The organism is Streptomyces sp. NPDC001406 (assembly GCF_042895285.1).
In the GTDB taxonomy this organism is placed as follows: domain Bacteria; phylum Actinomycetota; class Actinomycetes; order Streptomycetales; family Streptomycetaceae; genus Streptomyces.
In genome coordinates this window covers 52604-78906 of sequence record NZ_JBIAWG010000002.1, presented here as the reverse complement: position 1 = coordinate 78906, position 26303 = coordinate 52604, and the positions used below count along the sequence as shown (strand labels likewise).

The window sequence follows — 26303 nt, the reverse complement described above, 5'->3', positions numbered from 1 at the left end:
CAAAGGCGGCTCGGCCCCACAGGCGTCAGCTCGGCCCCACGGGCATCAGGCGGACGCGGCCACCCACTCCGGCAGCGTCTCCGTACGCTCCACCCACCCGGCGGGCGGTGTCCCCGCCTTGCCCGAGGCGAGCACGCCGCCCACGATGGCACAGGTGGTGTCCACGTCCCCGCCGACCTGTGAGGTCGTCCAGAACGCCGTCTCGTAGTCACCGAGGGCCCGCGCCGCCGACCAGAGGGCGAAGGGGACGGTGTCATGGGCGCTCGTACGCCGTCCGCAGCCCAGGACGGCCGCGACAGTGCCGGCGTCGCCGTAGTCGAGCATGTCCCGGGCGCGCCGCAGGCCCGCGCCGACGGCACTCTTCGGCACCAGGGCGATGACCCCGTCGAGGAATGACTCCGGGGTGGGCGGACCGCCGGGGGCGGCGGCCAGCGCGGCGGCCGCGGCGACGGCCATGGCGCCGACGACGGCCTCACGGTGCTGGTGCGTGGGGTACGCCGAGATCTCGGCCTGGTGGGTCGCCTGCTCCGGGTCGTCCGCGTACCAGGCACCCAGCGGTGCGATCCGCATCGCGGCCCCGTTGCCCCAGGACCCCTGCCCGTTGAACAGGCCGGAAGCCAGCTCACGCCAGTCGCCACCCTCCCGCACGAGGCGCAGCAGCCTGTTGACCGCGGGGCCGTAGCCCCGGTCGAAGTCGTGGTGCTCGGCGAAGGAGAGCGCCAGCGCGTCCTGGTCGACACGGTGGTGTGCGGCGAGGACGGCGACCACGGAGCAGGCCATTTCCGTGTCGTCCGTCCACTGCCAGGAGCCGGGCGGCAGCTCGCGGCGCTTCAGCAGCGGATAGTTCGCCGGAACGAAGAACTGTGAGCCCAGCGCGTCCCCCACCGCGAGTCCGCGCAGGCTGGCCAGGGCGCGGTCCAGGCGCCCGAAGGAAGAGGAGTCAGCGGTCATCGCCGCCACTCTAACCGGTGACCCAGTGCGGCACCGGGTCCCGCCAGCGCTCGAAGGGCCGGTCCAGTGTGTACTTGCCGTCGTCGCCGAGTACGAGCATCCGCATCTCGGCGTTCCCCGGGTTCGAGAGCGACTCGAATTCGGCGACCGTCCAGTGGAACCACCGCATGCAGAACAGCCGCATGGCCAGACCGTGGGTCACCAGCAGGACGTTCGGCGGATGGTCGGGGGCCTCGAAGCTGCGGAACAGGCTCTCCAGGAAGCCGCCGACCCGGTCGTACACATCGGCGCCGGACTCTCCCTGGGGGAAGCGGAAGAAGAAGTGCCCGTACGCGTCCCGGTAGGCCTTCTGCACGCGTACGTCGTCGCGGTCCTGCCAGTTTCCCCAGTCCTGCTCGCGCAGCCGGGGTTCCTCGCGCACCCGTATGAGCTCGGGGTCGAGATGGAACGCGCGGAAGGTCTCGTGCGTGCGGCGGTACGGGGAGACGTACACGCTCACCCGCTCCCGCCCGAAGATCTCCCGGATCCGCTTGCCGGTCTCCTCCGCCTGCTGCCAGCCCCGCTCGGTGAGCCCCAGAGCATGGTCGGGTTCACGCTCGTACACGGAGTCATCAACATTGCCCGTTGACTCGCCGTGCCGGACAAGGACGATGCGCCGTGGTCGTGCCATGCCAAAACCCTAGATCGGCCGACGCCCGATCGAGCACTCGTACGGGCTCCATACGGCGTACGTCACACGAATCCCGCACCAGGAGCCACACAGAGGCACACGTTTTACGCGTTCGGATTTCAAACCGTCCAGGACGGTTCCAGCTCCACGATGTCGCCGGTCAGCGATGCGATGTCCGCCTCCGTCTGGGCCCGCAGGGCAAGGCGCTCCACCCGCTCGGTGCGGTACTTACCGTGCTCCGCGGCCGACCGCCACATCGACAGGACGAGGAACTCGTGCTCCGGGGCCTCGGCGAACATCCCCCGGATCATGCCGGGCGAGCCGGCCATCGCGGGGTTCCACACCTTCTCCTGCATCAGTGTGAAGTGCTCGACGCGCTCCTCGTGAACACGACAGAGGGCGACACGGATCAGGTCGGAGTCCGTGAACCGCGGCTCGAAGCCGGTCTTCACGTCGAACCGGTACTCGAAGAGTTTGACCTGCGCGTCCTTGAACGTGCCGGACTGGGCAGCCGCCAGCCGGTCATGGGAGCGGGCCATGAAGGAGTCGTAGAAGGCACGGCTCTCCCAGAAGGCGAATATGTGCGCCACCCCCGGCCGCTGCCGGCTCCAGCCACCGCCCTGTCCCCGAAACCCCGGCTCCCCCAGAAGCCCCGCCCACTTTCGCTGCCCCCGCTCGAAGCCGCGGCGGTCCACCACGGTGCAGCGAATCCACTTGACCAGCACCGCGCCATCGTAAGGCCATGGGGCGTGGCGTCGGTCACGCTCCGGCATAGATCACCCGCGCACACTCCCCCGCGCGCATGGCACGATGGACAACGTGCCTCGGCCACCCGGGAGTTGGGGCAGGAGGCCGCGAGGGGGAAGGGGACGCCTGTTGAACGGCTTCAGCAAGGGGATCCGCAAGGTCGAGGTCGCACTGAAGTGGGACCCGAGTCCGGCGGGGCAGTCGCCCACCGATCTGGACATCGTCGCCGCTCCGTACGCGGCTGACGACCCGTACGGGGCACCGGCGTACCTGGTGCACTTCGACAGTCGCTCGCCTGACGGCACGATCTTTCTCAACCGGGACAGCAAGGACGGCAGGGGCTTCGGCTGGGACGAGGTCATGACGCTCGAACTCGACCGGCTCGACGCCCGGTACGCGCGCGTGGTGGTCGGCATCGTCATCCAGCAGCGCACGGCCGAACGAACCTTCGTCAATGTCCGGAATCCGGCCGTGCGCATTCGGGAGGGCTACAACGTCCTGGCCGAGGACGACTTCGGCTCCGTCCTCGGATCGACGGCGGCGACGGTCGCGGAGTTCGTGCGCGGCGAGTCCGGCGGGTGGAACTTCCACCCCGGCATTCGCGGCTTCGACGACGACCCCACGGCCTTCGCCCGGCACATGGGCGGGGCTCATCAGCCCTGAGGGTCACCCCGCGTAGGGGGCTAGGCCCGCGATCGTCGCCACGCACGGTGCTGGAGGCCCAGGCGGGGACCGGTCCGGGCTCGCCCGTCCGGAAGGTCTCCGCCGCCGGCGCCGGCCACTGCGCCGACTCGGCTTCGGTCAGGTCCTGATGGCAACGGATCCGGGCGGGCGCGTAGGCGATGCGCTCGCCCGGTGCCGCTCGGTCCTGTCCAGGGCCGGTCAGGGCACGACGGCGAGGCAGGCCCCGTCGGGGCGCACGACACGGAAAAGGGGCGCCGGCACATGGCCGGCGCCCCTCAGCTCAAGGGCTTGCCGTCGGCGTCAGCTGCAGCCGCTCGTCGAGCCGCAGCCCTCGCAGATGTAGCAGGAGCCGGCCCGCTGCATCTTCGTGCCGCAGGAGAAGCAGAGCGGGGCGTCCGCCTGGATGCCCAGCTGCATCTCCACCAGTTCGGCGCTGGTGTGGGCCTGCTTCGGAGCGGGCTGGGCCGCGCCGGCCTCGGTCTTCGGCGTGGCGACGGCCTTGAGGTCCGTCTGGCGCGGCGCCGACTGGGCCAGGCCCTCGACGTCGACCTCGTCCTCGGAGGGCTCGTACGAACCCGTCTCCAGGTGGCGCTGACGCTCCTCGGCGGAGTGGATGCCGAGGGCGGAGCGCGTCTCGAAGGGCAGGAAGTCCAGCGCGAGGCGGCGGAAGATGTAGTCGACGATCGACTGCGCCATCCGCACGTCCGGGTCGTCCGTCATGCCGGCCGGCTCGAAGCGCATGTTCGTGAACTTCGAGACGTACGTCTCCAGGGGCACGCCGTACTGGAGACCCACCGAGACGGCGATGGAGAAGGCGTCCATCATGCCCGCGAGGGTGGAACCCTGCTTGGACATCTTCAGGAAGACCTCGCCGAGACCGTCGTCCGGGTAGGAGTTGGCGGTCATGTAGCCCTCGGCGCCACCGACGGTGAAGGACGTGGTGATGCCGGGACGACCCTTCGGGAGGCGCTTGCGGACCGGGCGGTACTCGACGACCTTCTCGACCGTCTCGCGGATGGCCGCCTCGGCCTTCTCCGTGATCTCGGCCTTCTCCTTCTCCTTGGTCTTGGCGGAGAGCGGCTGGCCGACCTTGCAGTTGTCGCGGTAGATCGCGAGCGCCTTGACGCCCATCTTCCAGGCCTCGAAGTAGACCTCCTCGACGTCCTCGACGGTGGCGGTCTCGGGGAGGTTGACCGTCTTGGAGAGGGCGCCGGAGATCCACGGCTGGATCGCGGCCATCATGCGGACGTGGCCCATCGCGGAGATGGAGCGCTCGCCCATGGCGCAGTCGAAGACCTCGTAGTGCTCGTGCTTGAGGCCGGGGGCGTCGATCACATTGCCGTGCTCGGCGATGTGGGCGACGATCGCCTCGATCTGCTCCTCCTGGTAGCCCAGGCGGCGCAGGGCCTGCGGAACGGTGCCGTTGACGATCTGCATCGAGCCGCCGCCGACCAGCTTCTTGAACTTGACCAGGGCGAGGTCGGGCTCGAGGCCGGTGGTGTCGCAGGACATCGCGAGACCGATGGTGCCGGTCGGGGCGATGACGGACGCCTGGGAGTTACGGAAACCGTTCTGCTCGCCGAGGCGGACGACGTCCTGCCAGGCCTCCGTGGCGGCGGCCCAGATCGGCGTGTCCAGGTCGTCCATGCGGACGGCCGTGCCGTTGGCGTCGGCGTGCTGCTTCATGACGCGCTTGTGGGCGTCGGCGTTGCGGGCGTAGCCGTCGTACGCGCCGACGACCGCGGCGAGTTCGGCGGAGCGGCGGTACGACGTGCCGGTCATCAGGGAGGTGATGGCGCCGGCGAGGGCGCGGCCGCCGTCGGAGTCGTACGCGTGGCCGGTCGCCATCAGCAGGGCGCCGAGGTTGGCGTAGCCGATGCCGAGCTGGCGGAACGCGCGCGTGTTCTCGCCGATCTTCTGGGTCGGGAAGTCCGCGAAGCAGATGGAGATGTCCATCGCGGTGATGACGAGCTCGACGACCTTGGCGAAGCGCTCGACGTCGAAGGACTGGGTGCCCTTGCCGTCGTCCTTGAGGAACTTCATCAGGTTCAGCGAGGCGAGATTGCAGGACGTGTTGTCCAGGTGCATGTACTCGCTGCACGGGTTCGAGCCGTTGATACGGCCGGACTCCGGGCACGTGTGCCAGCGGTTGATCGTGTCGTCGTACTGGATGCCCGGGTCGGCGCAGGCCCACGCGGCCTCGGCCATCTTGCGGAACAGGGTCTTGGCCTCGACCTCCTCGATGACCTCACCGGTCATCCGCGCGCGGAGACCGAACTTGCCGCCCTGCTCGACCGCCTTCATGAACTCGTCGTTCACACGGACCGAGTTGTTGGCGTTCTGGTACTGGACGGACGTGATGTCGTCGCCGCCCAGGTCCATGTCGAAGCCCGCGTCACGCAGGGCGCGGATCTTCTCCTCCTCCTTGACCTTGGTCTCGATGAAGTCCTCGATGTCGGGGTGGTCGACGTCGAGGATGACCATCTTGGCGGCGCGGCGGGTGGCTCCGCCGGACTTGATCGTTCCGGCCGAGGCGTCGGCACCGCGCATGAAGGAGACGGGACCGGAGGCGTTGCCGCCGGAGGAGAGCAGCTCCTTGGAGGAGCGGATACGGGAGAGGTTCAGGCCGGCGCCGGAACCGCCCTTGAAGATCATGCCCTCTTCCTTGTACCAGTCGAGGATCGACTCCATGGAGTCGTCGACGGACAGGATGAAGCAGGCGGAGACCTGCTGGGGCTGCGGGGTGCCCACGTTGAACCACACGGGGCTGTTGAAGCTGAAGATCTGGTGCAGGAGGGCGTACGCCAGCTCGTGCTCGAAGATCTCGGCGTCGGCGGGCGAGGCGAAGTACTTGTAGTCCTCACCGGCCTTCCGGTACGTCTTCACGATGCGGTCGATCAGTTGCTTGAGGCTGACCTCGCGCTGCGGGGTGCCGACGGCACCACGGAAGTACTTGCTGGTGACGATGTTGACCGCGTTCACCGACCAGAAGTCGGGGAACTCGACGCCACGCTGCTCGAAGTTGACCGAGCCGTCGCGCCAGTTGGTCATGACGACGTCACGGTGCTCCCAGGCCACCTCGTCGTACGGATGCACGCCGGGGGTGGTGTGGATGCGCTCGATACGCAGGCCCTTGCTGGCCTTGGCGCCCTTGGCTCGGGAACCTCGTGCCGGACCGCTCGCCGTCTCTGTCATGCCGCCTCCCTGTACGGGCTAAAACGCCCTGAAGTGCCACGATGTTCCCGTGACACGGTGTTCTGTCATGTGTTGCGGGCACCCTCACGCTGCCGCCCGCAACAGGTCTTGGATTGCCGCCGTCCGGCCGGATCCGGGGCCTCCGCCCCGCTCCGGTCCGCCGGTCAGTCGGCGGCGTGGGCGGGCACCGGAACCTGGCTGGTCCCTCCGGTCCCGCGGTCGTCTTCCTGGCTCCCCGCTCCCGCGTCTTCGTCGTCCACGGCGGGGCCTCGCCTCGTTTCCCTGAGCTCCGCGATGGCTGCCTCGAAGTCCTCCAGCGAGTCGAACGCCCGGTAGACGGAGGCGAATCGCAGATAGGCGACGAGGTCGAGCTCCTGCAACGGGCCGAGTATGGCCAGCCCCACGTCGTGGGTGGTCAGCTCGGCGCTTCCGGTGGCCCGCACCGCCTCCTCGACCCGCTGGCCGAGCTGGGCGAGTGCGTCCTCGGTGACAGGCCGCCCCTGGCATGCCTTGCGCACGCCGTTGATGACCTTGGTACGGCTGAAGGGCTCGGTGACTCCGGACCGCTTGACCACCATGAGCGAGCACGTCTCCACGGTCGTGAAACGACGGGAGCAGTCAGGACACTGGCGGCGCCTGCGGATCGACGTGCCGTCGTCGGTCGTACGACTGTCGACCACACGGCTGTCGGGGTGCCTGCAGAAGGGGCAGTGCATGATCTCCAACCCTCCTCACAGCAGACTGAACAGCCTCGCGAGACCTCCTGGGCCCCTCGAAGCAGCCCCAAGCATAGGCGATCTCCGAGACACCGAAGACCCGGGGGACCACAACTTGTGGGCTGCTGCTGCAATCCAACCACTAGATGTGGGGCTTGGCAGATACATCGACCGTACGCGCGTGTCGCACGCGCGCGTATCCGCACGACACGGCAGGCAAGCCGCTACAGAACACACACGTGCGCCTGCGTACCGCAGCGAGGCTTACGGAGATACGGTGGGCGCCGCACGGAGGTCACATAGGACTCCGGCGCAGAAGGGGACCGGATCCCGGTTGACCGGGTTCCGGATGGCAGACTTGGGACACAACCCACGAGGTCATCACCCCGGCGGTGAAGAGTACAACAATGGGCCCTTTTGTCCGCCAGGTGCCGCGTTAGCCATACACCCAGACACACGATTACGTCAGGTGAATCGCGGTTTTTCACTCGAACGTGTGTTTGGCGCAACCTTTCGAAAGCAACTACCGTTGTCCAGCAGGGAGACCATCGAGAGGGGCCGACGTGACCACCACCGCAGACAGTGCCACCATCACTGCCCAGGACCGCTCCCAGGGCCGACTGGACCCGGTGCACGCGATGAACGAAGCCACGAATCCCGAGGCGCACAAGCGCTCGCTGCCGGGCCGACCTCCAGGCATCCGGGCGGACAGCTCGGGGCTCACCGACCGGCAGCGCCGGGTGATCGAAGTCATCAGGGATTCCGTGCAGCGGCGCGGCTACCCGCCGTCCATGCGGGAGATCGGCCAGGCCGTCGGACTGTCCAGCACCTCCTCCGTCGCGCACCAGCTCATGGCACTGGAGCGCAAGGGCTTCCTGCGCCGCGACCCGCACCGCCCGCGCGCGTACGAGGTGCGCGGCTCCGACCAGGCAGTGACGGTGCAGCCGACGGACACCGCGGGCAAACCCGCCGCGTCGTACGTCCCGCTGGTCGGCCGTATCGCCGCCGGCGGTCCGATCCTCGCCGAGGAATCGGTCGAGGACGTGTTCCCCCTGCCCCGGCAGCTCGTGGGTGACGGCGAGTTGTTCGTCCTCAAGGTCGTCGGCGACTCGATGATCGAGGCCGCGATCTGCGACGGCGACTGGGTCACCGTGCGCCGTCAGCCGGTCGCCGAGAACGGCGACATCGTGGCCGCCATGCTGGACGGCGAGGCCACCGTCAAGCGCTTCAAGCGCGAGGACGGCCATGTCTGGCTCCTCCCGCACAACTCGGCCTACGAGCCGATCCCCGGCGACGACGCGACCATCCTGGGCAAGGTCGTCGCGGTGCTGCGGCGCGTGTGACGGCTGCGGCGGGCGAGCACGACAGGCTCGTCCCCTGACCGGGCCCCGGGACCCCTGCGCCGGTTCCGGGGCCCTGTTCTGTCCCGGCCCCCGGCTCCCTGGCCGCTGGTATCGCTGGGTAGCCTGTCCCGGCGCCGGGACAGGCTACCCAGCGATCACTCCGCTTCCTTCTGCTTCGCCGCCGCGTCGATGGCGGCCAGCGACTTCCGGACCTGGTTACGGTCCGTGGTGAACCAGAAGTCGGGCAGTGACGCCTTGAGATAGCCGCCGTACCGCGCGGTGGCCAGCCGCTGGTCGAGCACGGCGACCACACCACGGTCCCCGGACGCCCGGACGAGACGCCCGGCGCCCTGCGCCATGAGGAGCGCCGCGTGAGTCGCGGCGACCGCCATGAATCCGTTGCCGCCGGCGTCCTCCACGGCCTTCTGGCGGGCGCTCATCAGCGGGTCGTCGGGACGCGGGAACGGGATCTTGTCCATGACGACCAGCTGGCAGCTGGGCCCGGGGACGTCGACGCCCTGCCACAGCGACAGCGTGCCGAAGAGACAGGTCTTCGGGTCCGCGGCGAAGTTCTTGATCAGTTCCCCGAGGGTCTCCTCGCCCTGGAGCAGTATCGGGAACTCGGGAATCCGCGAGCGCAGTTCCTCGGCGGCGAGCTGGGCGGCGCGCATCGAGGAGAACAGACCGAGCGTGCGACCACCGGCCGCCTGGATGAGCTCGGTCAGCTCGTCGAGCATGTCGGCGCGGTCGCCGTCGCGCGCCGGGCGCGACAGATGCCTGGCGACATACAGAATGCCCTGCTTGGGGTAGTCGAACGGCGAGCCCACGTCGACGCCCTTCCACTGGGGGAGGTCCTCGCCCTCCGTGCCCTCGGGGGCGAGCCCCAGCGAGGCGCCCACTCCGTTGAAGTCACCGCCGAGCTTGAGCGTTGCCGAGGTGAGGACGACGGAACGGTCCGCGAAGAGTTTCTCCCTGAGCAGACCGGAGACGGACATCGGGGCGACACGCAGCGAGGCCCCGAAGCGGTCGTGCCGTTCGTACCAGACGACGTCCCACTCCGAGCCGTTCACGACACGCTCCGCCACGTCGTGGACCGTCTCCACCGAGGCCAGCGCCTGCTTGCGCACCGCGTCCTCGTCCTGAACGGACTTGTCGCGGGTCGAGCCGATCGCGGAGATCACGGTGCGGGCGGCATCCCGGAGCGCCATCAGGGCATAGGCGAGGTCCTCCGGGATCTCCTCCAGGCGACCCGGCAGAGCCAGCTCCATCAGCCGCTCGAAGCCCTCGGCAGCGGTCTGGAGCTGGTCGGCCGCCTTCTCGTTGACCAGCTTCGCCGCACGGCGCACCGCACGGTTGACCTGCCCGGGCGTGAGCTCGCCGGTCGCGACGCCGGTGACCCGCGAGACCAGCTCATGGGCCTCGTCCACGATCAGCACCTCGTGCTGGGGCAGGACCGGAGCGCCCTCGATGGCGTCGATGGCGAGCAGGGCGTGGTTGGTGACGACGACCTCGGCCAGCTTGGCGCGCTCGCGGGCCATCTCGGCGAAGCACTCGGCGCCGTACGCGCACTTCGAGGCGCCCAGGCACTCCCGGGAGGACACGGACACCTGGGCCCAGGCCCGGTCGGAGACGCCCGGCGTGAGGTCGTCGCGGTCACCGCTCTCGGTCTCGTCCGCCCAGTCCCGCAGCCGCAGCAGGTCCTGACCCAGCTTGCTGGTGGGCGCGGCCGCCTCGAACTGGTCGAAGAGGCCCTCCTCCTCGTCCTGCGGCACGCCCTCGTGGAGCCGGTGCAGGCACAGGTAGTTCGACCGGCCCTTGAGCATCGCGAACTCCGGACGGCGGCGCAGCTGCGGGTGCAGTGCGTCGACAGTGCGCGGCAGGTCGCGCTCCACGAGCTGGCGCTGCAGGGCGAGGGTGGCTGTCGCCACCACGACGCGCTCCCCGTGCGCGAGGGCGGGCACCAGGTAGCCGAGCGACTTTCCGGTACCGGTGCCGGCCTGGACCAGCAGATGGGATCCGTCATCGATCGCCTCGGCGACCGCTTCGGCCATGGTCACCTGGCCGGGGCGCTCCGTACCGCCGACGGCTGTGACGGCGGCATGCAGGAGTTCGGGGAGTGAGGGCTTCGTCATAGCGCGACCACCCTACGGCCCGGCACTGACAAACGGGTGGTCAACGCTGGGACCGAGGGCGGGACCAGGGGCGGGACCAGGGGCGGGACGGGGGGCGGGACCAGGGGTCGGAGCACGGCCGGGACTCCTCGGGCGGGACGGGCGAGGGCTGGGACGGGCGAGAGGCGAGACGTGGCGAGAGGTAGGACGCGGCGAGAAGTGGGACGTGGCGAGAAGTGGTCGTCACTGGGGGCTACATCAGATCGCGCAGGGACCGGTCCCTGATCATGAGGGCGGCCCGCTTGGCAGGCAGGTCGACCTCGGCGGCGAACCGGAACCCGGCATTCAGGAACGCGGCCACGGAGGGCGTGTTGCGAAGATCGGGTTCCGCGACGACGCGCCCGCAGGCGGGGCGTCGGTCGAGCACCAGGTCGGCCACGGCTCTGAGCAGGGCGGACCCCAGACCCCGCCCACGGTCGGCGACACCGCCGATGAGGAGGTGGACACCGGTGTCGTGCGGGCGGGCCGGATAGTGACGGGCAAGCGGGTCCAGGTCCGCCCGGTAGATCTCCCAGTAGCTCATCGGGGTGCCGTCCAGCACGCCGACGCACGGGACGCTCCGCCCGTCACCGCTGAGCTGAGCGCGTACATGCTCCTCGGTCTGGGCACGGGAACCGGCCAGCTCCCAGAACGCGGCGACGGCGGGGTCGTTCATCCAGCGGCTGATGAGGGGAAGGTCGCGGTCGAGCTGGACGGGGACCAGTTGGAACGGACCCACCGGTGTGACGAACAGGCCCCAGTCGCCGACGCGGTCCAGCAGGTCGTCGTCGGGGGACGCGAAACGGTCCTCGACCGGTGCCGGTCTGTCCTCGCCCGGTGCACGTCTGTCCTCGACCGGGACGAGACCCTCCACCGCCTCCCCGGCGATGAGGGCAAGGAGTTCGTCGGGCAGGCGCAGGTCCAGCGTGTCCTCATTGTCCCCGCCAAGACCGGAGCGACCGGGGTGAACAGGGACGGTGACGGCATCGGCGCTCGCGTCGGTGGAAGACACGGCGGGCTCCTATCAAAAGACGAGGTGGGTCGTGTGGGTTCAGCAGTGAAGAGGGTTGGCCACAGTGACGTAGACGGATTGGGTGTCGACCGGGCCGACCAGCTCGTCGAGCCCGTGCAGCCGCGTCAGCAGGTTGGCCTTGCAGCGCAGCACCGGTGAGTCCAGCAGCCGGGCCGGCAGGGAGGTCCGCAGCGGGGCGGGTCCCGAGGCGACGTCGGTGAGGAAGCGACGGAAGGCGGCGAGCAGCAGCTGTTCGTCGACGAGGTGCTGGGAGCCGAACGCGCCGATCAGGCCGAGCACATTGTTGATGGCGAGGTAGTACGCGAAGCGTTCGTCGGTGACCTCGTCGGAGACGAACGTGTCACTGTGCTCGCCGATGCCGGGCAGTCGGGCGTCGAGTTCGGCGCGCCGGGACTCACGGAAGTAGTAGCCCTGGTTGTCGCGGTAGCGGCCGCCCGCGGGCCAGCCGTCGCCGTCGAGCAGAAGCAGGGTGTTCTGCTGGTGTGCCTCCAGGGCGATTCCGGCCTCGGCGTCCAGCCACAGCACGGGGCGCACGACGTGTTCCAGATAGCGCAGGAACCACTCCGCGGCGACCGCCCCCCGGGACCGACCGGTCCTCTCGGCGAGCCGTGTGACGACGTGGGCGAGCCGGGATCCGACCCGCGGCGTCCCCTCCGGCATGGGGCAGTCGCCGGCGGCAGCGGCAGGACAGGGCCGGGGCGAGACCAGACCGGCGATACAGGAGACGTCGTCGGACGGGGCGAACGGGTTGTGCCGGATCACCACGTCCAGTCCGGGCACGGGGCGGCCGTCCGGGCCGTCGACGGCCAGCCAGGCCGGGTCGCGGACGATGTCGAAGCCGGGGTGCACGGCCTGCCACACCTTGGACAGGCCGGCGCGCAGCAGGCGGTGCACCTCGACACCGCGGTGGAGCTCCTTGCGCAGGTTCTCCCGGCGGGAGTTGGTGATCCGCAAGCCCAGCGACAGCTTGAGCATCGCGGGGGCGCCGGACCGGTGAACGGTGCGGACGGACGAGGTGGGGTGCCACGGCGAGCCGTGGGGGCCGAGGTCGCGGAGCAGACCGGCGTCGAACAGGGCAGCGGTCTCGTCGCGGTGCCGGACTTCGCGTGACTGCCAGGGGTGCAGGGGCAGGACGGCGTAACCGTCGGGCAGCGGCAGTTCGGGGCCGACGAGCCGTGTCGTGAGCAGGTCGGCCGGAATGGGCCGGCCGCGCTCGGTCCAGGCCGAGTCGACCGCAAGCACCGAGGGGGCGACAGCCATCCAGTGCAGAGGGAACGAGCCGCTCACCTCCGGTGAGTACAGGCGGGCCTCGCCCTCGGACAGACCCTCGCGGCTCTTCGGAGTCGGGTGGAAGGGGTGGCCGAGCAGGAGTGCCTGTTCGGCGCCGAGGAAGAGGTCGGGGCCGTCGGCGGGTCGCTCGCGCCGGTCGGTGATGAAGGCGGCGGTTCGGCGTACGGAGTCGGCGACCCGGACCACGAGGTCACCGCCGTCCGTGCTCACGGCGGCCTGCGGACCGGTGCAGGCGGCATCCGGCCTGCCGGGCGTCTCCCGGGTGAGCAGCGCCGCGAGCGTGACCGCGTCGAGCGGCGGTGCGTCCTGCGGGGCATCGGCCAGGCGCGGAAGTCCGAAGCGGTGCCAGCCTGTCGGAGACCAGTAGTGGACGGGTGCGGTCAGGGAGATACCGCTGGTGGGCAGCGGGATGTGCAGGGTGTCGGTGTCGGGGGCCGCCAGGTTCGTCTCCCGCACCCAGCAGCGGAGCAGGTTCTCCACGGCGGCGGCCTGGGCGGCGCTGTGCGGGTCGGGGTGGTCCAGGAGGTCGGTGGCGGTACCTCGTGGGTGCTCGGCTTCCGTTGTGCGGGGCTTCTGCTGGGGTACCGGCTCGGCCGGCGGTACGGGCGGGGCTTGGGTGCCCTGGGAGTCGTCGTGCGAGGGAGTGCGGGAACGGCCGTTGGGGATGGGGATCGCGTTCAAGACTGTTCCTTGGAGCGTTCGGATGTGCTGGAGAACTGCGTCGGCGGTGCAGGAACAGGGGCGCAAGGCGCCTGGTTCAGCGTTGCGACCGAGGTGGGACGACCTGTGCGGTGGCGCCGCGGGCCACCGCCGCCACCGCGTCGGTCAGCCGGTCGAGTACGGCCGCTGCCTGCTCGTCGCTGATGGTGAGGGGTGGGAGGAGCCGTACGACGCTTGAGTGGCGGCCGCCGATTTCCACGATCAGACCGCGGCGCAGGCACTCCCGCTGGACGGCGGTGGCAAGTCCGGGGGCGGCGGGACGAGGAGTGCGGGCGGGCTCCAGCCCGGCGGCCGTCCGTTCGGGAGCTTTTGCGGGGCCGGGCCCGAGTCCACCCGGGCCGCCCTCCCCCATGAGATCGCCCGCCATCGGATCCGCCCCTACCGGAACCGTCCCCACCGGATCCTCCCCCTCCGGGTCCACCAGTTCGACGCCGATCATCAACCCCCGCCCCCGGACATCCCCCACGCACGGGAACTCCCGCTCGAGTTCACGCAGTTGGGTCAGCAACCGGGAGCCCAGCAGGGCCGCTCGCTCCGCGAGGCCGTTCTCGCGGACATGGGCGAGGGTGGCGGTGCCGGCGGCCATGGCGAGCTGGTTGCCCCGGAAGGTGCCGGCGTGGGCGCCGGGTTGCCAGACGTCGAGGTCTTCCCGGTAGACGACCACGGCCAGCGGGAGGCTGCCGCCGATGGCCTTGGACAGGACCATCACATCGGGGGTGACGCCGCTGTGTTCCACGGCCCAGAAGGCACCCGTGCGTCCCACGCCGGTCTGGATCTCGTCCGCGATCAGCGGGACGGACCGGGCGGCGGTGATCTGCCGCATACGCCGCAGCCAGTCGTCGGGGGCGGGAATCACCCCGCCCTCGCCCTGAACGGGTTCCAGGATCATCCCGGCGGGAAGGGGCACGCCGGACTTGGGGTCGTCCAGGACCGACTCGGTCCAGCGAGCGGCGAGTTCGGCGCCGCGGGGGCCGCCGACTCCGAAGGGGCAGCGGTAGTCCTGGGGGTACGGGAGGCGGGCGACCCGTACGTCGCAGGCGCCGCCGGACGCGGCCAGGGCTCCGCTGGTCATCCCGTGGTAGGCGCCGGTGAAGGCCAGGATCCCGGTGCGTCCGGTCGCCGCTCGGACCAGCTTGAACGCGGCCTCGACGGCATCGGTGCCGGCCGGTCCGCAGAACTGGACGCGGGCGCGACCGGCCAGGCCGGGTGGCAGGGTGCGGAACAGTTCGGTGATGAAGGCGTCCTTGACGGGGGTCGCCAGGTCGAGGACGGAGAGAGGGGCGCCCGAGTCGAGGACCTTGCGGATGGCCTCCAGGACGACGGGGTGATTGTGGCCTAGGGCGAGTGTTCCGGCGCCGGAGAGGCAGTCGAGGTAGCGGCGGCCGTCGGCGCCCTCGATCGTCAGCCCGCGCGCTCGGACCGGCACGATCGGGAGGGCGCGCGCATAGGTGCGCGCTGCCGACTCGCGCGCCGACTGGCGCCTCAGAATCCCCTCGTGCGCGGCGCGCGCTCCCCCGGATGTCCCCCCGGTCACCGATTCGGTCACGGCCACGGCTCGCTGTCCTCCCGCTGTCCAGAGGCGAGTTGATGCGTGGGGACCGGGCGTGGGCAGCAGCCCCCACACCGCTACAACCCCGAACCGCCCAGCTGGTTACGGGTTGCTTCAAGATCCTTGCCGTGACGGAACCGTTGCCGTTCCGTCGGAAGTCCCCCACAGCGAGCGCATAGTGTGTGATGCCGTTCCGGACGTCCGTGGGACCGTCGCGAACTCCCCATGAGTTCCGGCCGATGTCGCGGGCACAGCGCCTAGTTCCTTTACAGCAGGGGGAGTCAAGACCATGCGATCCATACGGCCGTCCTTCACCGTTCGCCGAGGAGGGAGCGCGCCTCGCAGAACCTCCCCCGTGCTGGCGGCCGTCGCCCTCGCCTCGGCGCTGGCACTGACCGCCACCGCCTGCAACGGCTCCGGTGACGACAACGCCGGCGGGCAGGCGACCGCCGCCGCGACCGGCGGGGACAGCAGCGACGGCAAGATCAAGATCCCGGACGACATCAAGAACAAGCTCAAAGAGCACGGGATCGACATCGACAAGTGGAAGAACGGCGCCTGGAAGAACTGGGACAGGGACGACTGGCTGCGCGAGGCCAACGACTTCATCAACCCGATCATCAAGGGTCTGTGGGACCCGGACCGCATGCGGGACGCCAACGACCCCGACAAGGGCGTCGACGAAAATGACATCTCCGGTGACCAGGGCGTGACCGACCCGACACCGACGCCGGTCAAGGCCCAGGCGGTGCAGCCGACGTACCACGCCCATGCGGCCACCTCCGGAAAGGTGTTCTTCGACGCCCCCGAGGGCAAGATGGTCTGCTCGGCGACGGTGGTGAAGGACCCGGCCCACCCGGGCAAGTCCAACCTCATCTGGACGGCGGGCCACTGTGTGCACGCCGGCAAGAAGGGCGGCTGGTACCGCAACATCGTGTTCGTGCCGTCGTACAACGACAAGGGCATGACGAACGACCAGTTGCAGAAGGCCACCAGGGACGAGATCGCACCGTACGGCGTCTGGTGGGCCGATGGGGCCCAGACCTCGCAGCAGTGGATCGACCAGGGCGGGGAGACGGGCGGCGACGGCGCCTCGTACGACTACTCCGTGATCCATGTGACGCCGGAGCAGGGCAGCGGCGGCAAGTCGCTGGAGGAGACGGTCGGTTCGGCGCTGCCGGTGAACTTCAACGCGCCGGCCGTGCCGAAGGTGCAGAGCATCACGGCCACCGGCTACCCGGCGGCGCCGCCGTACGACGGAAGCCTGCTCTACCAGTGCCAGGACAAGCCGGGACGGCTGTCAATCAACAAGCCGGACCCGACGATGTACCGCATCGGCTGCACCATGACCGGTGGCTCCTCCGGCGGCGGCTGGGTGGAGACGGGCTCGGACGGCAAGCCGGCGCTCGTGTCCAACACCTCCATCGGCCCGGTCACCGCGGGCTGGCTCGCGGGTCCGCGGCTGGGTGATGTGGCCAAGGGCGTCTACGACTCGGTCAGCAAGAAGTTCGCCGGGCAGTAGCGGCCGGCCGGCGCGGCCGGGCACGGACGGCGGCGCGGCGGGTCGCGGAAACCTTCACCGGCTCGCCGCCGTTCGTCCCCAACCCCACGGGCATAGTGGGGTGTCAACATCGCTTCAACGGGGGTAATCGCAGCATGCGTTCCATACGTACGCCCTTCGCGCACCGGCGCGGACGGCGGCGCACCGTCCTCGCCGCCACCGGTCTGGCCGCGGCCCTGGCGCTCACCGCCACCGCCTGCAACGGCTCCGGTGACGACAAGTCGAGCGACAAGCCCGGCGCCACGGCCACCTCGGCGGCCGACGACGCCGGCAAGGTCGAGATCCCGGCCGACATCGCGAGCAAGCTCAAGGAGCACGGCATCGATGTCGACAAGTGGGCCAACGGCGGCTGGAAGAACTGGGACAAGGACAAGTGGCTCAGTGAGGCCAAGGACTTCGTCAACCCGGTGATCGAGGGCCTCTGGAAGCCGGAGCGGATGCGGTCCGCGAAGGAGGCCAACAAGACGGTCACGGCGAAGGACGCCGCCGCCGACCAGGGCGTCAGCGACCCGGATCCGCAGCCGGTGCGGGCCGCGGCGGAGAAGACGCCGTACCACGACAACGCGGCCCCCGTCGGCAAGGTCTTCTTCGACTCCCCCGAGGGCTCGATGGTCTGCTCCGGCACGGTCGTCAAGGACGTCAACCACCCCGGCAAGTCCAACCTTGTGTGGACGGCGGGCCACTGTGTGCACGCAGGCAAGGGCGGCGGCTGGTATCGCAACATCACCTTCGTGCCGTCGTACAACGACCTCGGCAAGCCGGAGTCGCAGCTGGCCGATGCCACGAGTTCGCAGATCGCCCCGTACGGCACCTGGTGGGCGGACTGGGCGTCCACCTCGAACGAGTGGATCCAGGGCGGCTCGGAGACGGGCGGCGCGGGTGCCGCGTACGACTACGCGGTGCTGCACGTGAAGCCGGAGTCCGGGTCGAAGTCCCTGGAGGAGACGGTCGGCGCCGCGCTGGACGTCGACTTCTCGGCCCCGTCCGCGACCGAGGTCCCCAAGATGGGCGCCTGGGGGTACCCGGCGGCGCCGCCGTACAGCGGTCTGAAGATGTTCAAGTGCATCGACCGGCCCGGCCGGCTGTCGATCGGCCCGGCGCTGCCGACGATGTACCGGATCGGCTGCACGATGACCGGCGGTTCGTCCGGCGGCGGCTGGTTCCGGGTGGTGGACGGAAAGACCGAGCTGGTGTCGAACACCTCGATCGGTCCGGCGGACAACACCTGGCTCGCGGGCCCGCAGCTGGGCAAGGAGGCCGAGGGGCTCTACCAGAACATGAGCAGGACGTACGGCGGTCAGTGACCCCGGCACGCCGAAGGCCCGCCCCCTGCGCCGAGCAGGAGGCGGGCCTTCGGGCCGTACGGATCAGGCCGCGGGAGTGGGCACGTACGGTGCCAGGTCCGCGGCCAGCTCCTCGTGCACCCGCACCTTGAGCAGCGTGCCCTCCGCGGTGTGCTCCTCGGAGATCACCTCGCCCTCGGTGTGGGCACGGGCGACCAGCTTGCCGTGGGTGTACGGCACGAGCGCCTCGATCTCGACGGACGGGCGCGGCAGCTCGTTGTCGATCAGCGCGAGCAGCTCGGCCATGCCCCGGCCGGTGCGGGCCGAGACCGCGATGGATCGCTTCTCGATCCGCAGCAGCCGCTGGAGCACCAGCGGGTCGGCCGCGTCGGCCTTGTTGATCACGACGATCTCGGGCACGTCGGTGGCGCCGACATCCCGGATCACCTCGCGCACGGCGGCCAGCTGCTCCTCCGGGATCGGGTGCGAGCCGTCCACCACGTGCAGAATGAGATCGGCGTCGCCGACCTCCTCCATGGTGGAGCGGAACGCCTCGACCAGGTGGTGCGGCAGGTGCCGGACGAAGCCGACGGTGTCCGCCAGTGTGTACAGCCGGCCGCTCGGGGTCTCCGCCCGGCGGACGGTCGGGTCCAGGGTCGCGAACAGGGCGTTCTCGACCAGGACGCCGGCTCCGGTGAGGCGGTTGAGCAGGGAGGACTTGCCGGCGTTGGTGTAGCCCGCGATGGCGACGGACGGCACCTTGTTGCGCTTGCGCTCCTGGCGCTTGATCTCGCGGCCGGTCTTCATCTCCGCGATCTCCCGGCGCATCTTCGCCATCTTCTCGCGGATCCGGCGCCGGTCCGTCTCGATCTTGGTCTCACCGGGACCACGGGTGGCGAGGCCACCGCCCTTGCCGCCGCCCATCTGGCGGGACAGCGACTGACCCCAGCCCCGGAGCCTCGGCAGCATGTACTGCATCTGCGCGAGCGCGACCTGCGCCTTGCCCTCCCGGGACTTGGCGTGCTGGGCGAAGATGTCCAGGATCAGGGCCGTACGGTCGATGACCTTGACCTTGACGACGTCCTCAAGGTGGATCAGCTGGCCGGGGCTCAGTTCACCGTCGCAGATGACGGTGTCCGCGCCCGTCTCGATCACGACGTCGCGCAGTTCCTCGGCCTTGCCGGAGCCGATGTAGGTGGCCGCGTCGGGCTTGTCGCGGCGCTGGATCACGCCGTCAAGCACGAGCGCGCCCGCGGTCTCCGCGAGGGCGGCGAGCTCCGCGAGGGAGTTCTCCGCGTCCAGCACGGTCCCCGAGGTCCAGACGCCGACGAGCACGACCCGCTCCAGGCGGAGCTGGCGGTACTCGACCTCGGTGACGTCCTCGAGCTCGGTGGAGAGGCCCGCCACGCGGCGCAGGGCCGCGCGCTCGGAGCGGTCGAACTGGTCGCCGTCCCGCTCTCCGTCGATCTCGTGGCTCCAGGCGACGTCCTCTTCCATCAGGGCATCGGCCCGAAGACCTTCGGGGTGGGCGTGCGCGAAGCGCTTGGTGTCCTGGGAAAAGGAAGAAGAGGAGGTCATTGGGTCCTTACGTCGATGGGGATTCCGATACGGCGGTCATTGTGCTACGGCGGTCACTGTGCACAACGTACGAGCCTCCTGGGAGATTCCCGGACCCGTACCACGCCAACCCGAAGATGGTCGCACGGGACGCCCCGTCTCGTCACCGCCTTATTCGCCGTGCGCGGCCTTGCCGGGCAGGGTCTTGCCGTGTGCGCTCCTGGCGGGTGCGTCCTTGGTCTGTGCGCTCTTGGCGGGCGGCGTGGACGTCCAGTCGGGGTGGCCCGGCATCGGCGGGGTCTTCTCGCCGTAGAGCCAGTCCTTGAGGAACCCGCCGAGGTCGCGGCCGGCGATCCGGGAGGCCAGCTCCACGAAGTCGGCCGTACTCGCCGTGCCGTCCCGGTGGTCGCGCACCCACGCCCGCTCCAGACGCTGGAAGGCGTCCTTCCCGATCTCCTGCTGCAGGGCGTACAGCGCCAGCGCGGCTCCGTCGTAGACGTTGGGCCGGAAGATGCTGATCTTCTGGCCCTCCTTGGGCGGCTTGGGGGCGGCGGGCGGCCCGCCCGAGGCACGCCAGCGGTCCGAGGCGCCGTAGGCGGCCTTCATGCGGTCGGCCATGGGCTTGTTCGCCTTCTCCTGCGCGTACAGGGACTCGTACCAGGTGGCGTGCCCCTCGTTCAGCCACAGGTCGGACCAGCTGCGGGGGCTGACGCTGTCGCCGAACCACTGGTGGGACAGCTCGTGCACCATGACCGACTCGATGTACCACTTGGGGTAGGCGGGCTCGGTGAACAGCTCCTTCTCGAAGAGGGAGAGGGTCTGTGTCTCCAGTTCGAAGCCGGTGGAGGCCTGCGCCATCAGCAGGCCGTACGTCTCGAAGGGGTAGGCACCGACCTTGCTCTCCATCCAGGCGATCTGGTCGGGAGTCTTCGCGAGCCAGGGTTCGAGGGCCTTGCTGTCGGCGGCGGGGACCACGTCACGCAACGGCAGCCCGTGGGGTCCGGTGCGGTGCAGGACGGCGGAGCGGCCGATGGACACCTGGGCGAGCTCAGTGGCCATGGGGTGCTCGGTCCGGTACGTCCAGGTGGTCGCGCCGCCGTCCCGGCCCACACCGGCCGGTACTCCGTTGGCCACGGCCGTGAAGCCGTCCGGGGCGGTGACCCGGACGGTGAACATCGCCTTGTCCGACGGATGGTCGTTGCACGGGAACACCAGGTGCGCGGCGTCGGCCTGGTTGGCCATGGCGAGGCCGTCGGAGGTCCGCACCCAGCCGCCGTCCCGGCCCTTGACAGGCATCGGGTCACTGGTGTGCCGCACGGTGATCCGCATCCAGGAGCCCTTGGGCAGCGGCACCTGAGGAGTGACGACCAGATCCTCACCGGCGGCGGCGAAGGTGGCCGGCAGGCCATCTACCTCTACGGACTCGACCTTGCCGTGCGCGAAGTCGAGGTTGATGCGGTCCAGGTCGGCGGTCGTCCGGGCGTCGATCGTGGTGACGGCCCGGAGGGGCTTGTCGTTGGTGCCGGGATAGGCGAAGGAGAGGTCGTACGACGTGACGTCGTATCCCGGGTTGCCCAGGTACGGGAAGAGGCGGTCGCCGACGCCCAGCGGCTCGGCGGGGGCGCTGGCGGCCAGGAGGCAGACGGAGACGGCGGAGGCGAGGAGGGCCGCCGTGCGGTGCCGGGAGATCCTCGTCCTCTTCGGCCGGGGAGGGCGGGTGCGGAGGGTGAGCAGCATGCACCACCGCTACCAGCGCGCGCCCGCCCTGCAGCGGCGACGCGCGCCCGGCCCACCCGAACGGGTTGGTCGGGTCGGTTCCTCAGGAGTCCTGCGGTGTCATCCCTCAGGAGGAGGCGGGGGCCTGGTGCTGGGCCCGGCTCACGTCATACACGCCGGGTACGTTCCGCATCGCCCGCATGAGGGCCGGTAGGTGGGCCGCGTCGGGGAGTTGGAGGGTGTACGTGTGGCGTACGCGCTGCTGGCTGGGCGGTTCGACGGTCGCGGAGACGATCTCGGCGCCTTCCAGTGCGATCGCTTCGGTGAGGTCGGCGAGCAGATGGGGGCGGCCGAACGATTCGGCGACCAGCGTGACCCGGCACTCGGTGGTGTCACCCCAGCGCACATCGACCTCCGCGCGCCCTGTGCTCGTCATCCGGGCCACCGCGGCGCACTCCACTCGGTGCACGGTCACCACTCCGCCGCGCACGGCGAATCCGGTGATCCGGTCGGGCGGTACGGGGGTGCAGCACCCGGCGAGCCGTACGGCGGCTCCCGGCGGGTCCACGAGGACGTCGGCGGCTCGGGGGCGCGCGGCTCGGGCGTCGCTCCCGGGGCGAGCGCCGGGGGCATCCGTGGTGACGCGCGCGGCGGAGGCGACGGGACCGGCTGCCGGGCCGTCCGTGCCCGCACCGGCCTCGGTCTCCTGGGGGCGCGTGCCGGCGGACGCGTCCCGCGCCGCCTCGCCCTCCGGATGCGCCGCCAGCCACCGCTGGATGGCGATGCGCGCGGCCGGGGTGTGCGCGTGCTCCAGCCACTCCCTGGAGGGCTCGGAGGCCGGGTCCTGGCCCATGAGGAGCTGGACGCTGTCGCCGTCCCGGAGGACCGTGCTCAGGGTGGCGAGGCGGCCGTTGACGCGGGCGCCGATACAGGCGTGCGCGTCCTCGCCGTACTGGGCGTAGGCGGCGTCGACGCTGGTGGCGCCCTCGGGCAGGCCGAGCGTGCCGCCGTCGGGCCGGAAGACGGTGATCTCGCGGTCCTGGGCCAGGTCCTCCCTCAGGGTGGACCAGAAGGTGTCGGGGTCGGGCGCGGCCTCCTGCCAGTCGAGGAGGCGGGAGAGCCAGCCGGGGCGGGTGGGGTCGGCGCGCTCGCCGTCGCTCGCGGACTGCTCCTCCGAAGGAGGAGCGTAGGGATTGCCGAGCGCGACGACCCCGGCCTCGGCGACCTTGTGCATCTGGTGGGTGCGGATGAGGACTTCGGCGACCTGGCCGTCCGGGTGGGCCACGGCGGTGTGCAGCGACTGGTACAGGTTGAACTTCGGTACGGCGATGAAGTCCTTGAACTCCGAGACGACGGGCGTCATACAGGTGTGCAGCTCGCCCAGGACGCCGTAGCAGTCCGCGTCCTCGCCGACCAGGACCAGCAGCCGGCCGAAGTCCGCCCCGCGCAGTTGTCCGCGTTTACGGGCCACCCGGTGGACGGAGACGAAGTGGCGCGGGCGGATGAGGACTTCGGCCTGGATGTCGGAGTCGCGCAGGACCGTGCGCACCTCGTCGGCGATCTCCGCGAGCGGGTCGTCGGGGCGTGCCGCGTTGTCGGCGATCAGACGGCGGGTGTGTTCGTACTCCTCGGGGTGGAGGATCGCGAAGACGAGGTCCTCCAGTTCGGTCTTCAGGGCCTGGACGCCGAGCCGTTCGGCGAGCGGGATGAGGACGTCGCGGGTGACCTTGGCGATGCGGGCCTGTTTCTCGGGGCGCATGACGCCGAGGGTGCGCATGTTGTGCAGCCGGTCGGCGAGTTTGATCGACATCACACGGACGTCGCTGCCGGTGGCGACGAGCATCTTGCGGAACGTCTCGGGTTCCGCCGCGGCTCCGTAGTCGACCTTTTCCAGCTTGGTGACGCCGTCGACGAGATAGCGCACTTCCTCGCCGAACTGTTCCCGCACCTGATCCAGCGTCACGTCGGTGTCCTCGACGGTGTCGTGGAGCAGAGAGGCCGTCAAGGTGGTGGTCTCGGCACCGAGCTCGGCCAGGATCAGGGTCACGGCGAGCGGATGGGTGATGTACGGCTCGCCGCTCTTGCGCATCTGGCCGCGGTGCGAGGACTCGGCCAGGACGTAGGCCCGGCGCAGCGGTTCGAGGTCGGCGTCGGGGTAGTGGGCGCGGTGGGCCTCGGCGACATGGCCGATGGCGTCCGGCAAGCGGTCGCGGCCGGCGGGACCGAGCAGCGCGACGCGGCCGAGTCGACGCAGGTCGATCCGGGGGCGGGCCTTCCTGCGGGCCGCTGTAGGGGCTACAGGGCCTGGGGTCGCAGGGTTCGTGGCCTCCGCACTCATGGGCACCTCCGGCTCGTGGACCGGCGGACGGGGCCCCAGGGCATACGCGGCTCAGGGTTGGCGACGTTCCCCCGTCCGTGCCGGTGCTTGATGCTACCGAGCCCATCACGCCCGACAGACCCGCTCTCGCCGAGCGTGAAACGGATCACCCATTCGAGCGACGATTTGGAGGTTTACGGTTTTGCGCCAAGTGCCCCGCGCGCTGCCGTCGTTTCGCACCACCCCGGACGCCGGGATTCACGGATCCATGCGCCACGGGCTGCGGGAGCTGCGTTTCTCGCGGTCAGCGAACCGCGTTTTCAAGCCACTCGGCGTCGATCCCGCCCTCGGCGACGATCACTGCCGGACCGGTCATCTCGACCTCGCCGTCGGGTCGCTCGGTGATGACCAGACGTCCGCCGGGCACGTCCACGGTGTACGTCACCGGGGTTCCGGTGGCGGTCGGGTCGGCGCCGTCCCGGCGCGCGGCGGCCACGGCGACGGCGCACGCGCCCGTGCCGCAGGAGCGGGTCTCGCCGGAGCCGCGCTCGTGCACGCGCATCGCGACATGGCCGGGCCCGCGGTCCACCACGAACTCGACGTTGACCCCGTCGGGGTAGGCGGCGGCGGGGCTGAAGGGCGGCGGGTCGAGCAGCTTGCCGGCGTGCGCGAGGTCGTCGACGAAGGCGACCGCGTGCGGGTTGCCCATGTTCACGTTGCGCGCGGGCCAGCTGCGCTCGCCGACGCTCACCGTGACGTCCCCTTCGGGGAGACGCGCTCTGCCCATGCCGACGGTGACGTCACCGTCCTTGGCGATGTGGACGGCCTTCACTCCCCCGCGCGTGGCGATCGCGAGGTCCCCTTCGGCCACATGTCCGGCGTGCTGGAGGTAGCGCGCGAACACACGGACGCCGTTGCCGCACATCTCCGCGATCGAGCCGTCGCTGTTGCGGTAGTCCATGAACCACTCGGCGTCGGGCGCCATGTCCCTGGCCTCCGGGTGCGCGGCGGAGCGCACGACGTGCAGCACGCCGTCACCGCCGATGCCGGCGCGGCGGTCGCACAGGGCGGCCACGGCGGCCGGGGTCAGGTCGATGACGTTCTCGGGGTCCGGAACGATCACGAAGTCGTTCTCGGTGCCGTGACCCTTGAGGAAGGCGATCCGCGTGCTCATTCCTCGATCGTACGGGGTCGCTACGACAGCCGTACGGGACGTACGGGGTGGGACGGGACGTACGGGGTGGGTACGACGGACCGGCTAGCGCAGCCGGGCCACGCGCCACACGGCGAGGACCGCGATCACCGCCACCAGCAGGACGTAGCCGATGACGACCCGCCAGTCCGGGCGGCGGCCGGAGCCCCGCGGGGGCAGGCCGGGGAAGGTGTAGCCCACGCGGCGGGCGGCCATCATGCCCCAGCCCGCGGCGCAGCAGCAGATCAGCAGGCCCAGCATGGCGATCACCGCGCCGCTGTCGCCGAAGTCGAAGGCGAGGGGGAAGGCGAACATCAGGGAGCCGACCGCGGCCAGGCCCACGATGGGCGCGAGCTGCCAGATGCGCAGCCGGCGCTGTGGGCGCAGCTCGACCTCGACCTCCGGTCCGCCGACGAACATCTCCTCGGGCTCGGGACCGTCGTCGGTCACACCGCCCGCGGTCTCGTCGGGCCCGTCGGAGCTCAGAGGGCCCTCACCCGGTTCCGGTTCTACGCCGCCGACGCCGATGTGCTCGGTGTCTTGTTCCGCCTGTGCGGTGTCGCGAGGGCCGGCCTCCATCGCCACGCGCCCTCCCAACTAGGACTCCACTTGGTCGATCGAAGCTCGATGATGGCACGGCGTCGGAGGCCTCGATGACCGGCGGCGCATCCCGATGCCATCACGTGATCAGGCTGTAACCGGTCGTTCGACCAACGCCAGTGCGAGGTGCGGAAGTTCTGTGAGATCCGTCGCGGCCCCACTCAACCACTGCACACGGGGATCGCGCCTGAACCATGAATCCTGACGGCGCGCGAAGCGCTTGGTGGCGCGCACGGTCTCGGCCCGTGCTTCCTCCTCGGTGCACTCCCCGGAGAGCGCGGCGAGCACCTGCTGGTAGCCGAGCGCGCGCGACGCCGTACGCCCCTCGCGCAGGCCCTTCGCCTCCAGTGCGCGCACTTCCTCCACCAGACCCGCGTCCCACATCCGGTCGACCCGGCGCGTGATGCGCTCGTCGAGTTCGGGACGGGCGACGTCGACCCCGATCTGGACGGTGTCGTAGACGGAGTCGTGACCCGGCAGGTTGGCGGTGAAGGGCTGGCCGGTGATCTCGATCACCTCGAGGGCCCGGACGATACGGCGGCCGTTGCTGGGCAGGATCGCCCGCCCGGCCTCGGGGTCGGCGGCGGCGAGACGCGCGTGCAGCGCCCCGGAGCCGCGCAGCGCGAGCTCCGTCTCCAGCCGGGCCCTGACCTCGGGGTCGGTGCCGGGGAACTCCAGGTTGTCGACGGCTCCGCGGACGTAGAGGCCGGAGCCGCCGACGAGGATCGGCCAGCGCCCCCGGGCGAGCAGGTCGTCGATCCTGGCGCGGGCCAGCTTCTGGTACTCGGCGACGGAGGCGGTGACGGTCACGTCCCAGATGTCCAGCAGGTGGTGCGGGACGCCGCCGCGCTCGTCGGGCGTCAGCTTGGCGGTGCCGATGTCCATCCCGCGGTAGAGCTGCATGGAGTCGGCGTTGACGACCTCACCGCCGAGCTGCTGGGCCAGGAAGACGCCCAGATCGGACTTTCCGGCCGCGGTGGGACCGACGACGGCGATGACGCGGGGGGCGGAGGGTGCGCTGCTCACCGC

At 70.4% G+C, this 26303-nt stretch carries 19 protein-coding genes; 4 read left to right on the top strand and 15 right to left on the bottom strand.

The genetic code is table 11. The features are described from left to right. Positions 1-45: 45 nt before the first annotated feature. The 3 genes from ACFY1J_RS04455 to ACFY1J_RS04445 form a co-directional block, all read right to left on the bottom strand. A complete protein-coding gene (locus ACFY1J_RS04455) occupies positions 46-951 on the bottom strand; it encodes an ADP-ribosylglycohydrolase family protein (RefSeq protein ID WP_390707536.1) in 906 nt (301 codons plus the stop codon). Between the two features lie 10 nt (positions 952-961). Beyond that, positions 962-1621 carry a histidine phosphatase family protein gene (locus tag ACFY1J_RS04450; protein WP_390707537.1) on the bottom strand — a complete coding sequence of 220 codons (660 nt, stop codon included), beginning with the start codon at positions 1619-1621 and terminating at the stop codon, positions 962-964. Between the two features lie 119 nt (positions 1622-1740). Further along, on the bottom strand, positions 1741-2346 hold the full coding sequence (locus tag ACFY1J_RS04445) for a YdbC family protein (RefSeq protein ID WP_390707538.1): 606 nt from the start codon (positions 2344-2346) through the stop codon (positions 1741-1743). Between the two features lie 151 nt (positions 2347-2497). On the opposite strand from ACFY1J_RS04445, the gene ACFY1J_RS04440 reads away from it, so the two are divergent. Next, complete coding sequence (locus ACFY1J_RS04440; protein ID WP_390707539.1) at positions 2498-3031, top strand: TerD family protein; 534 nt, start codon at positions 2498-2500, stop codon at positions 3029-3031. A gap of 321 nt (positions 3032-3352) precedes the next feature. On the opposite strand, the gene ACFY1J_RS04435 is transcribed toward ACFY1J_RS04440, so the two are convergent. Beyond that, positions 3353-6247 (bottom strand): vitamin B12-dependent ribonucleotide reductase, encoded by a 2895-nt coding sequence (locus ACFY1J_RS04435; protein WP_390730574.1) that lies wholly within the window; start codon positions 6245-6247, stop codon positions 3353-3355. Positions 6248-6411: 164 nt separating this feature from the next. Then, positions 6412-6963, bottom strand: a complete 552-nt coding sequence (gene nrdR / locus ACFY1J_RS04430) for a transcriptional regulator NrdR (RefSeq protein ID WP_390707541.1) — start codon at positions 6961-6963, stop codon at positions 6412-6414. A 563-nt stretch (positions 6964-7526) separates the two neighbouring features. Here nrdR and lexA point away from each other — a divergent pair. Further along, complete coding sequence (lexA, locus tag ACFY1J_RS04425; RefSeq protein WP_263213418.1) at positions 7527-8306, top strand: transcriptional repressor LexA; 780 nt, start codon at positions 7527-7529, stop codon at positions 8304-8306. 155 nt (positions 8307-8461) lie between these two features. Here the strand turns inward: lexA and ACFY1J_RS04420 are convergent, their stop codons facing one another. The 4 genes from ACFY1J_RS04420 to ACFY1J_RS04405 form a co-directional block, all read right to left on the bottom strand. After that, positions 8462-10438 (bottom strand): ATP-dependent DNA helicase, encoded by a 1977-nt coding sequence (locus ACFY1J_RS04420; RefSeq protein ID WP_390730573.1) that lies wholly within the window; start codon positions 10436-10438, stop codon positions 8462-8464. Positions 10439-10670: 232 nt separating this feature from the next. Further along, a complete protein-coding gene (locus tag ACFY1J_RS04415) occupies positions 10671-11468 on the bottom strand; it encodes a GNAT family N-acetyltransferase (protein ID WP_390707543.1) in 798 nt (265 codons plus the stop codon). Between the two features lie 39 nt (positions 11469-11507). Beyond that, on the bottom strand, positions 11508-13460 hold the full coding sequence (locus ACFY1J_RS04410; RefSeq protein WP_390707544.1) for an IucA/IucC family protein: 1953 nt from the start codon (positions 13458-13460) through the stop codon (positions 11508-11510). Between the two features lie 76 nt (positions 13461-13536). Further along, entirely contained in the window at positions 13537-15051 is a 1515-nt protein-coding gene (locus ACFY1J_RS04405; RefSeq protein WP_390707545.1) for a diaminobutyrate--2-oxoglutarate transaminase family protein, read from the bottom strand. A gap of 286 nt (positions 15052-15337) precedes the next feature. Between ACFY1J_RS04405 and ACFY1J_RS04400 the strand changes: the two genes are divergently transcribed. Both ACFY1J_RS04400 and ACFY1J_RS04395 read left to right on the top strand, forming a co-directional pair. Further along, the gene (locus ACFY1J_RS04400) at positions 15338-16570 is read left to right on the top strand and encodes a trypsin-like serine peptidase (protein WP_390707546.1); all 1233 of its coding nucleotides are present in this window, start codon (positions 15338-15340) and stop codon (positions 16568-16570) included. A 134-nt stretch (positions 16571-16704) separates the two neighbouring features. Next, positions 16705-17913 carry a trypsin-like serine peptidase gene (locus ACFY1J_RS04395; RefSeq protein ID WP_390707547.1) on the top strand — a complete coding sequence of 403 codons (1209 nt, stop codon included), beginning with the start codon at positions 16705-16707 and terminating at the stop codon, positions 17911-17913. Positions 17914-17976: 63 nt separating this feature from the next. Here the strand turns inward: ACFY1J_RS04395 and hflX are convergent, their stop codons facing one another. The 6 genes from hflX to miaA form a co-directional block, all read right to left on the bottom strand. Then, on the bottom strand, positions 17977-19470 hold the full coding sequence (hflX, locus tag ACFY1J_RS04390) for a GTPase HflX (RefSeq protein ID WP_390707548.1): 1494 nt from the start codon (positions 19468-19470) through the stop codon (positions 17977-17979). A gap of 150 nt (positions 19471-19620) precedes the next feature. Next, positions 19621-21186, bottom strand: coding sequence for a M1 family metallopeptidase (locus ACFY1J_RS04385; RefSeq protein ID WP_390707549.1), 1566 nt, complete (start codon positions 21184-21186; stop codon positions 19621-19623). Between the two features lie 106 nt (positions 21187-21292). Further along, positions 21293-23503 (bottom strand): RelA/SpoT family protein, encoded by a 2211-nt coding sequence (locus ACFY1J_RS04380; RefSeq protein WP_390707550.1) that lies wholly within the window; start codon positions 23501-23503, stop codon positions 21293-21295. A 283-nt stretch (positions 23504-23786) separates the two neighbouring features. Next, the gene (gene dapF / locus ACFY1J_RS04375) at positions 23787-24656 is read right to left on the bottom strand and encodes a diaminopimelate epimerase (RefSeq protein WP_390707551.1); all 870 of its coding nucleotides are present in this window, start codon (positions 24654-24656) and stop codon (positions 23787-23789) included. A gap of 84 nt (positions 24657-24740) precedes the next feature. Next, entirely contained in the window at positions 24741-25253 is a 513-nt protein-coding gene (locus tag ACFY1J_RS04370; protein WP_390707609.1) for a hypothetical protein, read from the bottom strand. A 108-nt stretch (positions 25254-25361) separates the two neighbouring features. Beyond that, positions 25362-26300 (bottom strand): tRNA (adenosine(37)-N6)-dimethylallyltransferase MiaA, encoded by a 939-nt coding sequence (miaA, locus tag ACFY1J_RS04365; protein WP_390707552.1) that lies wholly within the window; start codon positions 26298-26300, stop codon positions 25362-25364. Positions 26301-26303 lie beyond the last annotated feature (3 nt).